This is a genomic window from Paenibacillus solani (assembly GCF_050475945.1).
GTDB classification, from domain to species: Bacteria; Bacillota; Bacilli; order Paenibacillales; family Paenibacillaceae; genus Paenibacillus_AQ; species Paenibacillus_AQ solani_A.
Genome location: NZ_JBCMXJ010000007.1, coordinates 355,256 through 367,448, shown reverse-complemented (window position 1 = coordinate 367,448; position 12,193 = coordinate 355,256). Strand labels below are relative to the sequence as shown.

The following is a 12,193-nucleotide window of genomic DNA, read 5'->3' as shown; positions in this document are numbered from 1 at the left end:
TGCCCAACATGGATGAAAGTACAGCACGGCTTAAGCCTTATGTATCAACAATCACCCCAGCTCACGGGTGCCGATTTCATCCGGCGCGACATGGGCCATCGCCTGCATCTTCTCGAAATGCCCCCGAGAACCGATCCGGCCCGATAACAAGGTACCGATAAGGCCACCGGCAAATCCAATCGGAATGGAAACGATGCCCGGATGCTTGAGCGGAAAAATGGCTTCAGCACGAATCCATCCGGCTTCGGGGTCCATTACGTTAGGCCCGATAGCCATAAGCAGCAAGGAAGATAACAAACCGGCTGCAATGCTCGACATGGCACCATAAGTATTAAACCTTCGCCAAAATAGCGTAAACAACAGCACAGGCAGGTTCGCTGAAGCGGCAACCGCGAAGGCAAACGAAACGAGGAACGCCACATTCAGCTTTTGCGCACCCAGCGCGAGCACAATCGAAGCTGCGCCTACTACGATGGCGGATAGCTTGGCTACTCTCATCTGCTGCGCCTCGGTCGCCCGCCCACTACGAAATATGCTGCTGTACACGTCATGGGCAAACGCAGAGGATGCCGTCAGCACAAGCCCGGAGATGACGGCCAGTATAGTGGCAAAAGCAACGGCCGATACGAAGGCCATCAGGAATTCGCCCCCCAATTCACTGGCAAGCAGCGGTGCCGCCAACTCAACCCGCTCGGACAAAACGGACCAATCTACAAATGCGGCAGCGCCGAAGCCAAGAAAAACCGTCATGGCATAAAAAATGCCGATCGTAAACGTTGCCGTCCGCACTGATGCCCGTACCGTAATCGGGTCTCTTACAGTGTAAAAGCGGGCTATTATATGCGGAAGTCCCGCTGTCCCCAGCACCAGCGCCATATTAAATGACAGCAAGTCCAGTGGATGCTCGAACATGTTACCCGCCTTCAGGAACTGCTCCTGCAGCGGCGTCGCCTGCTCCATGGAAGCGAATAGACCAAGCAGATCCCAATCGAACCTTGCCAGCACGATAAGACTCACGATAAAGGTGCTGCTTACCAGCAAAATCGATTTGACGATCTGGACCCAGGATGTTGCAAGCATGCCGCCGAACGTGACATAGATCGTCATTAACCCTCCGACTAACACGATGGCAAGCGACGTTTCCAGTCCGAACAGCAGGTGGATGAGCCAGCCAGCTCCGACAAGCTGGGCAATCATGTAGAAGACGGTGATCATCATATTGTTGACGGCGATGAATCCGCGCAGCCGTCTCTCGCCGAACCGGACCGCTACCGCATCCGCCATTGTAAACCTACCCAGATTATGAAGCGGTTCGGCTATGATGTACTGCACGATCACGTAGGAGGCAAGAAAGCCGATCGAGTAAAAAAAACCGTCAAATCCATAAACTGCAATAGAGCCCGCGATGCCAAGAAAAGATGCTGCGCTCATATAATCTCCGGAGATGGCCAGCCCATTCTGCAGCCCGCTCAGACGGTTGCCCGCCGCATAGAAGTCGTTCGTGCTCGTTGTTCGCCGGGCAGCATAATATGTAATCATTAAGGTACCCACTACAATTGCCACAAAAAAAACGATGCCCGATATGTTCAACTGCGTGCCTCCTCCTGCCCCCACTCAAAAAGTTATGTTATGTCTCCATTCTACGATAAAATGGCAAAAAAAGGGCAACCCTCTGCACGGTAAAGCAGCAGGTTATACCCTTTTTTTACAATGTTACTTGAAGGAGAATAATCGAGTTTAAGCCCCCGTATTGGCCTTAACCAGCACCTCGGCATACTTGGCCTCATCCTTGGTGGAGGACAGAAGCGTGCCGACATAGGCAGCGAGGAAGCCGAGCGGAATGGAGATAATGCCGGGATTGCTCATCGGGAAGATGGGTTCGCCGATCAAGATCGCTTTGCCGGCCGGATCCCATATATTCGGGCTAAGTGCGACCAGGACAACGGTGCTGATAAGTCCTGTCAGCATGCCCGTAACCGCTCCTGTCGTATTAAATCTTTTCCAAAATACTGTGAACAGGATAACGGGCAGATTCGCGCTGGCCGCCACGGCGAAAGCCAGCGAGACCAGAAACGCCACGTTCATCTTTTGGGCGAACAATGCGAGCAGTATCGAGAGGATGGATACACCAATCGAGGCGTAACGTGCCATCTTCAGCTGTTCCTTCTCCGTCGATTGGCCACGGCGCACGATTTGGCCGTAGAAGTCATGTGCGAAGGCTGAGGCGGCAGACAGCACAAGCCCTGTCACTACCGCGAGAATCGTCGCGAACGCAACCGCCGAGATGAGCGCGAATAAGAAGTCACCGCCAATCGCTTTGGCCAGGAGCGGCGCTGCCATGTTGCCCGCATTATCGGCTGCGGTAATATCCGCCGCGCCCACGAAAGCCGCCGCACCGAAGCCGAGAAAGATCGTCATGACATAGAAGATACCGATAATCCAGGTGGCATATACGACTGAGCTGCGCGCCGTTTTGGCGTCCTTCACCGTAAAGAAACGGGTCAGAATATGCGGCAGACCTGCCGTTCCAAGGACAAGTGCCAGGTTCAGCGACAGAGTTTCGAGCGGGATTTTGTATTTATTTCCGGGATTCAGGAACGCCTCCTTGAGCGGTGTCGCCGTCTGCATGTGATTGAACATCTGGGTCAGGCTGAAATCGAATTTAGCAAATACGATCAGCGAGATGATGAATGTGCCAGCCATTAGAAGCACGGCTTTCGAAATTTGCACCCAGCTTGTTGCATGCATGCCGCCGAAAACAACATAGATGGTCATCAGCACACCGACAATCAGAACGGATGTCACATAGTCCAGGCCTAACAGAAGCTTGATTAGCGCACCGGCCCCAACCAGCTGTGCAATCATGTAGAAGATGGAGATGGAAATCGTATTCAGCGCAGCAACGCCCCGCACCTTCTTGTCGGAGAAACGAGCAGCGATCATATCCGCTACCGTATACTTACCGAGGTTTCGCAGCGGCTCGGCGACCAGATACAACACCACCAGGTAAGCGACAAGGAAACCGATGCTGTAGAAGAAGCCGTCAAATCCGACAAGCGCAATCGAGCCTGCGATGCCCAGAAAGGAGGCGGCGGACATATAGTCGCCGGCAATGGCTGTCCCGTTCTGCCAGCCCTTGAGGCCTCCGCCTGCCGTATAGAAATCACTCGTGTTGGTTGTTTTTTTGGCAGCATAATACGTAATGATCAGCGTGAGCAATACAATCCCGCAAAATAACGCAATAGCCATAGTTGATTACGCCCCCATATCCTGTTTGATATCGTCTACCATACGGTCAAACTGGGCCGCTTTGCGGGAGTACAGGATGCACAGAACCCAGGTCATGATGAATTGCGCGAAGGCAAAGACCCATGCCCATGTAATCGGGCCAATCGCAGGGTTATTCAGGATGTCGGTGTATGAAGTGAGAATGGGCAATGCAAAGTAAAACAGAAGAAAAAAGACGGTCATCGGAATAATGAACCGTTTCTTGCGGGAGAGCAGTGTTTTGAATTTTTCAGAATGCCATACTTCGGTATAGCTCTTTTCTTCCATTGCTTTTCCCTCCATTAACGATCAGGATTCTATGGCAGCCTTCATGTCTGAAAGCGCTTTAGAATGATTATATACAGGAGGACTGCAGCCGACTACTGCTCCTGCGCGAAACGTCCGATAGCGTGTATGAAAGGATGATTTTGGCGTCTGAACCGAAAAACGGCTACTGCAGGCAGCTTCCTCAAGCCTAGACCTCTCTAAGCAGTCGGAACAAATCCCTGGCAGCCTCCCGTGATAAGGGAATCATCGTCCGCTGCTCATCCTTCAGAACTATATTATAAGCCCCATTCTGCCACGGGGAGAGCTCAGCGATCCGGTTCACATTCACCAAATAGCTGCGATGAGGACGGAAAAATGAATGCCCCGCAAGCTTCTCCTCCAGCTCCTGCAGTGTGCTCTTGCTTGTAATCCGCTGTCCCTCTGCCGTTACGATACGAACGACCCGTTCCTCGCGCACCGCGTACAATATTCCTTCGGGATCGACTACCACATGTTTATCCCCATCATCGATCAGCAGCTTGCCACGCATGCTGCGGACACCGGCTTCTGCAGATGATAATGCTGCTAGATTGGCGCCGTCCTGGGCTTCTTCTCTAGGGAAATTTTGTCCTTCATGAGCCCTGCTGCGAATTCGCTGCAATGTCTCCTTCAATCGCAAGTGGCTGTAAGGCTTCAGCAGGTAGTCAATTGCATTCAATCCGAATGCTTCAACGGCATATTCATCGTAGGCCGTCGTAAACACAATCATGGGCGAGAGAGGAGAGGCTTTCAGCATTCTTGCAGCCTGCAGTCCTTCCAGCTCGGGCATATGGACATCAAGAAAGATGACGTCAGGCTGCTGCAAGGGAACAAGCTCGAGCAGTTCCTTTCCGTTCGCAGCATGCGGAAGAAGCTCGATGTCAGGTTCCTGCTCAAGCAGATATGTCAGCTCTTCCCTTGCCAACCGTTCGTCTTCCGCTATTATGATTCTAATTCGCTTCACCGTACCGGCTCCCTTCCGATAAACTGCAGGGGATGCTGAAGGTTATGCTGCAGCCGCCCTCTGCAAGATTCTCTACCATGAGTCTGGCATCTCTGCCGAACATACTGATCAAACGCTGATTGATGTTATACATCCCGTTGCCTGTTCCCTCGCTGCCCGTGACCGGCTGTTCGCCGAGCGTATCCAGGATTTCCGGCGAGATGCCTGACCCGTTGTCCCTAAGCTGGAACACCGCCATCCTTCCGACCTGTCTCAAGGTCAGCTGAATGAGGCCTCCGCTCGCTCTGTCTCGCAAACCATGCTTAATGCTGTTCTCCACCAGCATTTGCAGTGTTGCAGGAGGAATCATCAACTCATCCAGCGAAGGATCGAGCTGACATTCAACCGTAAACTGCTCCTCGAACCGAATCTGAATAATATCCAAATACGCATTTAACAGCTCCATCTCTTCCCGAATCGTCGTTTTGCGAGAAGCCATGACTTTCATGTTGAGCCGCATGAACGCTCCCAGCTGCATCGTCGCATGCCGTGCTAACGGTGGATCGGTGCGAATCAGCGAATGAATGGCATTGAGTGTATTAAATAAAAAATGCGGGTTGATCTGGGCCTGCAGAAGTTTGAGCTCCGCCTCTTTCATTAAATGGCTCATTTTCTCGTGTGCCGTAGCCCCAAGCTGGTATGAAATGAGCTGACCAAGTCCTTGAGCCATGACCAGCTCCACGCGCCGGATATCCTGGGGCCGTTTGAAGTAGAACTGGATGACGCCTACGACCTGGCCCCCTTCAATGATCGGGACAAGAATGGCAGCTCCGAGGCTCGGATGCCTTGGCTGGATATCATCCGCATTCTCAATGATCCGAAGTTCGCCAGTCGCGATGACGTTCTTGGTTAAGGGAGACTGAATCTCCTCCCCCCGGTCGATGGTGCGGCTGGCTGCCCCGGTATGAGCCAGAAACCGCTCCGTGTCTGTAATGGCTACTGCTGTCGTTTTCAATTCACGCAGCAGCAAGCCCGCCACTGCCTGAGCTGTCCGATAAGTCAGACCCTGCTTCAGATGAGGCAAGGCCGCTTCTGCAATATGAAATGCCTTCTCTGTTTCATAGGCTGCTGCCCGTTCCTCCTCCGTGATAGCAACCCGCAGCATCGTTGTAAAGATTGCAATGGATATGCTGTTGGTCAGCACCATCGGCAAACCGATCAGATTGACCAGCTCCACCGCGCGATCCGGTTCATCGGCACAGATGAGAATCACTCCCATGAGAAGGATCGGTGCAAACATGCCGACAAATAATGCTTTGGCTGGCGAAATGACCCGTTCCTGAGCGAAAAAACGAGCCACTCCCCCGGCCAGAGCCCCTGTAAGGGGCACGGCGATTGCTCCAGCCAGTCCCGTATAACCGCCGATGAAGAAAAGATGCGCCCCAGCCAAGAGTCCGCCACCAATACCTACGCGGGGTCCGCCGATCAGCCCGCCGATGACAACGCCGACCAAGGCGGAATGAGCCAGGGCCTGCTCCGCTGTCAGCCGCATCAGCCAAAAGGAGGAGCTGGATTCGCCCTGCTCCACGACAACGCCTGCATACGTCCCGAGAATACCAAAAAGCCCGAACAAACAGGAGTAGATGAATATTCGCGTGCCGGACATTTCCTTGCGGTCCAGCAACTGACGAAACAGCGGAATTCGCGTCAATATAAAAGTCAGAATGAGCAGCATGCCCATCCGTTCGAACAAATGCAGCGTCAGCTCCTGCATGGACATCCCTCATCTTTTGATGGATTAGAGACCTTATATCGTTTTACCCATGACGATCTCCTTGCGACAAGGTAAGGGTGATTTTTTTTGAATGCGGTTTCATTTTATGCAACAAGATTATATAGCACAATGAGCACAGAGACAATAATAAGGAATAAATGAAACATATGTAAAATGCCCAATGAAAACCCCGAGGAAGAGATGTGCCTTCGGGAACACCACAAAAAACCGTATCCTCGCTTATGACGCGTCCGATACGGCCGTTTAATCGTTATATTTTTGTACCCTGCTGTAGGGACTGCCCCTCGATCTGCAAAAGGTTTGCCGTTCTAACCGAGGTAGCGTGTACCTCTTTCCCCTATCTACGAATGATCGACCATTTCCGAATGACCTGATTAGTCACCTCGGCCAGCAGCAAGCCCAGCGCGATAGCACCTGAAAACACGAACGCCCGCGCCCCCAGCTGAACCGCCTGATCGAATTGATTCTCCACCACATGACGCAGCGCATTATAGGCAACACCGCCCGGTACCAGTGGAATGATCCCCGATACGCTGAACACGATAATGGGCGTCTTGTATTTTTTTGCGAAAAAGTGGCTGATCATCGTCACGCAAAACGCTGCCACCACAATGGCCGTCACCGGCTGCACACTCATATCCTGCAGCAGGATGTAGAGGAGCCATCCCACCATACCGGCAAAGCCGCACTGGGGCAATGCTTTTTTGGGTGCATTAAATATGACGCCGAAGGCCACCGAAGCAATAAAGCTTGTCATGAGCTGCTGTATATAAAAGGTTGCCATGAGCTCCACCCTCAACTCCACTTCCTAGAATGACAAAACAAACGCGATGCCCGCACCGATGGCGAAGGACGTTACAAAGGCCTCTGCCCCTTTGGACAAGCCGGATATCAAATGTCCCGCCATCAGGTCACGGATGGCATTTGTGATCAATAGACCCGGTACGAGCGGCATCACAGAGCTGATGATGATGATATCCAGCTGCTGGCCCCATCCGAACTTGACCATCCACACAGAGGTTATGCCAATCACCAGCGCGCCCGAGAATTCGGCGAAAAACTTGACCGGAATAACCCGATGCATGAACACGGAGCAGGAGAAGCCAAGACCGCCGGCAATAACCGCTGGCACAAAATCGGACCAGATGCCGCGAAACATAATAAGAAAGCACCCGCTGGAGATCGCTGCAAGGAGGATCGACAACCATATTGGATAGGTCGCCTGTTGTTGTTCGATGTTCTCCAGCGCTCGGCGGGCCTCTTCAATCGTCAGCTCGCCGAGACTCACGCTCCGGGAAACGCTGTTGACCTGATCGATCTTACCCAGGTTGGTTGTTCGATCCGAAATACGAATAAGCCGCGTGATGGGCTGAGGCTCCTCCACCGAGAAGATAATCCCCGTCGGCGTCATATAGCTCTGACTATTCTCGACACCAAAAGCTGCGGCAATCCTCATCATCGTATCCTCGACCCGATAGGTCTCCGCGCCGCTCTGCAGCATGATTTTCCCTGCTAGCAAGCAGACCTTGATGATATCATGTTCCCGTTTCAACAAGTCACTCAACTCCACTATCCTCCTGCTGGAACACTTTCCGATTCAGAATCTTCGCCTATATTATAGTATCATTATGTTGAAAATGCCTAGGATGCGCTTTAAAGCAGCGCCGTAGCAGTTGGCTCGTCTGTTTCAGCATGATTCACCCGATACAGACAGCCCCTCGGATAACCGAGGGGCTGCTTTATTATTTATTTACAACTAGGTTGGCCTAATAGGCACCGCGAATATGCATAGCAACCTGTTCCTTACAATATTGGCACAGGCGCTGACTCCCTCCCATATGATTGAAAGGGCCTTCAGCCGTTCCAAAATATCGCAGTCCTATTTTTCCAGCAGATCATTGACAATTCATTCCATCCCCCATATAATGAAAAAAACTACATATCCAACATTGGATATTCATACTGAAGTATCTTCTTCTCTACACCCAGCCTAAGGAAGTGACTCTCATGACCGATCTCATCCTGCTCTCATTCCTGCGTGAACGTCCCATGCATGGGTATGAAATTCAACAGCTCATTCAAGCAAGCCGAATGGACTTATGGACGAATGTTCTGTCCGGTTCCATCTATTATGCGCTTAACAAAATGGAGCGCGATGGTCTGATTGCTGCGGCCGGCGAAGAGCGGACCGGTGCGAGGCTTCGTAAAATCTACAGCATTACCGACACAGGCGAGCAATTTTTCCAGAAAATGATCCGCGATACTCTAACGCTTCCTCCCCATACCGTCAAGTCCGACTTTTCCCTCGGTTTAGTCTGGATCGAGAGCATCCCGAAGCAGGAAGCGGTAGAATTGCTGCAGCAAAATCTCAAGCAAGTGGAGGAGTCTTTGGCCCAGTGGCATGCTGGCAAGGAAATCAAGGGGGAGTACGGCTTATCGAAAATCGCCCTAGCCACCTTTGACAATGCGATTTCGATTCTGGAACAGGACATCATCTTTCTCAACAAAATCATAGCACTCATACAAGAATAAGCCACAGTATCCGCTGCGGCTTTCATTTTCATCACATATCCAACATTGGATATATAATATTGGCTAATAGGGAGCGTGTATATGGGATGACTTTACCTACCCTCATTCAAGCAGAAGGATTACGCAAGAGCTATGGTCAGCGGACCGTCGTAGATGGGCTGAATCTAGACATACGGGAAGGCGAGGTGCTTGCGATCATCGGGCCGAATGGTGCGGGTAAATCAACGACGCTGGATCTACTTCTGGGCTTACGCCAGGCCGATGCCGGTACGATCACCTACTGGACACCGGATCCTTCACCGCATGTGGGGCTTCAGCTGCAATCTACGCCCTTCTTCCCGGGATTCACCGCTATCGAGAATCTGCGCATGTTCGCCGCCTTCTATGGCAAGCGGCTCAAGGACGCCCAGCTGATTGAACATCTTCACAGCTGCGGGCTTGAAGAAGTCGCCAAGACGGATGCACTCCGCCTCTCGGGAGGTCAACAGAAACGCCTCGCCATTGCGATGACGCTAATCCACAGCCCCAAGCTGCTGTTCCTTGATGAACCCACCGCCGCGCTGGACCCGCGAGCTCGCCGGGATATTCGAGAGCTGATCCGCTCTCTGGCAGACAAGGGTACCTCGATCGTATTTACCTCGCATGACATGGAGGAAGTGCATAAACTCGCTTCCCGGCTCGTTCTCATCCGTGATGGACGAATCATAGCCTCCGGCTCACCGGAGGATTTGCTCAGCCAATATGGAACCGCCAGTCTCGAGCAGTTGTATATCCAATTGACGGATGAGCTTGCATAGCAGGTATTTTGTGCAAAAAAGTATTTTATTCAAAAAGATTCTGGGGAGGAATTTTTATGTGGATTGTTATGACCACGATGCTTCGGAGTATGTTACGCGATACCCATACGCTCGTCTGGAACATCTTGTTTCCTATGGCCATGCTGATCGGTTTGGGGTTGTACTTCAAGGATGCAGCTTACTCTTACCGGCTCCTCAGTGGTGTGCTGACCACCAACATTCTGTTCGGAGCCACCATGGTCACTGCGTTCAACGTAATGGCACAGCGCAACCGGGGCATCTATAAGCTGCTGAGAGCAACCCCTTTTCGAACGGTCTCCTTCATTACCGCGATGACGGGAGCCCGAACCGTGCTGGCCCTGCTCGTTAGTGCTTGCGTGATTCTGATGAGTCTGTTTTTGCTTGGAGTGAAGCTGAGCCTACCGGGACTGGGACTGATGCTGCTGGTGCTGCTGATCGGCACCGTTTGTTTTACCGCACTCGGTTTCCTGGCAGCTAATCTGTCAAGGGATGAGAATAACGTCAATATGATTTCAAACCTGATGAGCTTCCCTTTGCTGCTGACCAGTGAAGCTTTCTATTCCTTGGAACATGCACCGAACTGGATCGTCACCCTGGGACATCTGCAGCCGTTTCATTATCTGGTCGATGCCATGGCGATTGCCATATATCCGCAAGGTAATGTCTCTAGTATCTGGATGCCGCTGCTTATCCTTGGGGGCTTTACGATCCTGATCCTTGGAGCAGCTGCATGGACCTTCCGCTGGGATGCCGAGCAGCCTGTCAGATGGAAACAGGGAGCCACAAGGAAAGCCGCTTCGATGTAACGGCAAATAAAAAAACTATTGCCCCCTTGTATAAAAGACATCCCATGCGGTATACTGAACCAACAATATCAACATCAGGCCGATGAAGAGCTTCCAACTCCGAGGCGTTCTCGTCAAGGGGATATGATCCGATATCGGATTTATAATCTCCCTAAGTTAACCGGATCCGTCCGTTATCGCGGAATCAAAGTGGATTGAATGCAGACCGACTTGCTTCGTTAGTGGGGCTCTGATTCAGTCAATTTGGGTGGCACCGCGAGCGCATAAGCGTCCCTCGTCCCATATGGACTAGGACGCTTTTTTATTTTTTTCAGACAAAGGAGCGCGGTGATCATGCTAGACATGAAATGGATTCGAGAAAGTACAAGTCATCAAGAGGAGCTGCAGCGGGTAGCAGACCAGAAAGGTATCGCCTTATCGGTTGCGGAGCTTGTCCAGCTGGATGAACAGCGGCGGACATTGCTGCTGGCTGTGGAGGATTTGCGACAGCAACGAAATACCCTCTCGCAGGAGATCAGCGTCCTTATAAGACAGGGCAACCAGGCAGAAGCGGAGCTGAATAAACAGCAGGTCAAGATCATCAACAAGAAACTGGATGAGCGGGAAGCGCTGTACCGTACAGTAGATGAAGCTCGCAGTCAGCTCCTCATCCTGGTACCAAATATCGTTTCGCCCGACACTCCAATCGGTGCCTCGGATGAAGATAATGTAGAGATCAGAAGAGTCGGCGAGCTTCCTGTCTTTGATTATGAATTCAGGGACCATGTCACGCTTGGCGAGTTGCACCGGATGCTAGACATCCCCCGCGGGGTTAAAACTGCCGGCACTCGCAGCTATTACCTGACCGGCATCGGGGCGATGCTGCACCGGGCGGTTCAGCAGCTTGCGGTGGATATGCTGGTTGCCAAAGGCTTCACCCTCATGGATGTACCGCTGACTGTACGGACAGAAGCCATGCAGAATACAGCCTTCTTCCCGCTGGGTCAGGACCAGGCTTTTCAGATTACGGAGCAGGATAAGTGGCTCGTTGGCACGTCGGAAGTGCCACTCGTCTCGTTCTACAGCGGTGAGACCGTCGATGTGACACAGCCGATTCGCTTGGCTGCTGCGTCGCTATGCTTCCGCAGCGAAGTCGGCTCGGGCGGCCGGGACGTCCACGGCCTGTACCGGGTGCACCAGTTTGCGAAGGTGGAGCAGGTCGTTCTCTGCGAAGCCGACCCGGAGGTATCGGAACGGCTTCTGCAAGAGATCACGACCAATGCTGAGGAGCTGCTGCAGCAGCTCGAGTTGCCTTACCGGGTCGTTGCCGTCTGCACAGGGGATATGTCGCAGAAGACGTACAAGCAGTACGACATCGAGACTTGGATGCCCAGCCGCGGAGCTTATGGGGAAACTCATTCGTCGTCGAATCTGCTCGACTTTCAGGCGCGCCGCTCGAACATCCGTTACCTTGACGAGCAAGGCAAGCTACGCTACTGCCACACGCTGAACAATACGGCTGTCGCTTCGCCGCGGATTCTTATCCCGCTGCTGGAAAACCACCAGCAAGCCGACGGTTCGATCCTCATTCCGAAGGCGCTCAGACCGTACATGAACGGTATGGAGCGGATCGAGCTGCCTGCCGAGTTAGATACAAAGTAAGGAAAGCAGCAGCGAACAGGGGCATAATCAGTCTTCTGATCCAGGTTTATTCATAGTCACAGCATAAAGGCAGCCGCTAATAACG

At 52.3% G+C, this 12,193-nt stretch carries 11 protein-coding genes; 4 read left to right on the top strand and 7 right to left on the bottom strand.

Annotated elements, in window-relative coordinates:
* Positions 1 to 51: 51 nt before the first annotated feature.
* The 7 genes from ABEQ74_RS09850 to ABEQ74_RS09820 all read right to left on the bottom strand — a co-directional run bounded on the left by ABEQ74_RS09850 (position 52) and on the right by ABEQ74_RS09820 (position 7,875).
* Entirely contained in the window at positions 52 to 1,590 is a 1,539-nt protein-coding gene (locus tag ABEQ74_RS09850; RefSeq protein ID WP_430121922.1) for a solute symporter family protein, read from the bottom strand.
* Between the two features lie 147 nt (positions 1,591 to 1,737).
* Positions 1,738 to 3,249: a solute symporter family protein gene (locus ABEQ74_RS09845; RefSeq protein WP_430121920.1), complete on the bottom strand. Its 1,512-nt coding sequence runs from the start codon at positions 3,247 to 3,249 to the stop codon at positions 1,738 to 1,740.
* A gap of 6 nt (positions 3,250 to 3,255) precedes the next feature.
* On the bottom strand, positions 3,256 to 3,555 hold the full coding sequence (locus ABEQ74_RS09840; protein WP_430121918.1) for a DUF485 domain-containing protein: 300 nt from the start codon (positions 3,553 to 3,555) through the stop codon (positions 3,256 to 3,258).
* A gap of 187 nt (positions 3,556 to 3,742) precedes the next feature.
* Positions 3,743 to 4,537 carry a LytR/AlgR family response regulator transcription factor gene (locus ABEQ74_RS09835; protein WP_430121916.1) on the bottom strand — a complete coding sequence of 265 codons (795 nt, stop codon included), beginning with the start codon at positions 4,535 to 4,537 and terminating at the stop codon, positions 3,743 to 3,745.
* Positions 4,524 to 6,290, bottom strand: coding sequence for a LytS/YhcK type 5TM receptor domain-containing protein (locus ABEQ74_RS09830; RefSeq protein WP_430121914.1), 1,767 nt, complete (start codon positions 6,288 to 6,290; stop codon positions 4,524 to 4,526). The genes ABEQ74_RS09835 and ABEQ74_RS09830 overlap by 14 nt, the downstream gene beginning before the upstream one ends.
* A 358-nt stretch (positions 6,291 to 6,648) precedes the next feature.
* Entirely contained in the window at positions 6,649 to 7,095 is a 447-nt protein-coding gene (locus tag ABEQ74_RS09825; protein ID WP_430121912.1) for a threonine/serine exporter family protein, read from the bottom strand.
* A gap of 24 nt (positions 7,096 to 7,119) precedes the next feature.
* Positions 7,120 to 7,875, bottom strand: coding sequence for a threonine/serine exporter family protein (locus ABEQ74_RS09820; protein ID WP_430121910.1), 756 nt, complete (start codon positions 7,873 to 7,875; stop codon positions 7,120 to 7,122).
* Between the two features lie 443 nt (positions 7,876 to 8,318).
* Here ABEQ74_RS09820 and ABEQ74_RS09815 point away from each other — a divergent pair, with 443 nt between their 5' ends.
* The 4 genes from ABEQ74_RS09815 (at position 8,319) to serS (ending at position 12,108) form a co-directional block, all read left to right on the top strand.
* Positions 8,319 to 8,843 (top strand): PadR family transcriptional regulator, encoded by a 525-nt coding sequence (locus tag ABEQ74_RS09815; protein WP_430121908.1) that lies wholly within the window; start codon positions 8,319 to 8,321, stop codon positions 8,841 to 8,843.
* An 86-nt stretch (positions 8,844 to 8,929) separates the two neighbouring features.
* On the top strand, positions 8,930 to 9,640 hold the full coding sequence (locus tag ABEQ74_RS09810) for an ABC transporter ATP-binding protein (protein ID WP_430121906.1): 711 nt from the start codon (positions 8,930 to 8,932) through the stop codon (positions 9,638 to 9,640).
* A gap of 56 nt (positions 9,641 to 9,696) precedes the next feature.
* The gene (locus ABEQ74_RS09805; RefSeq protein ID WP_430121904.1) at positions 9,697 to 10,467 is read left to right on the top strand and encodes an ABC transporter permease; all 771 of its coding nucleotides are present in this window, start codon (positions 9,697 to 9,699) and stop codon (positions 10,465 to 10,467) included.
* Positions 10,468 to 10,800: 333 nt separating this feature from the next.
* The gene (serS, locus tag ABEQ74_RS09800) at positions 10,801 to 12,108 is read left to right on the top strand and encodes a serine--tRNA ligase (RefSeq protein WP_430121902.1); all 1,308 of its coding nucleotides are present in this window, start codon (positions 10,801 to 10,803) and stop codon (positions 12,106 to 12,108) included.
* The last annotated feature ends 85 nt before the right edge of the window (positions 12,109 to 12,193 follow it).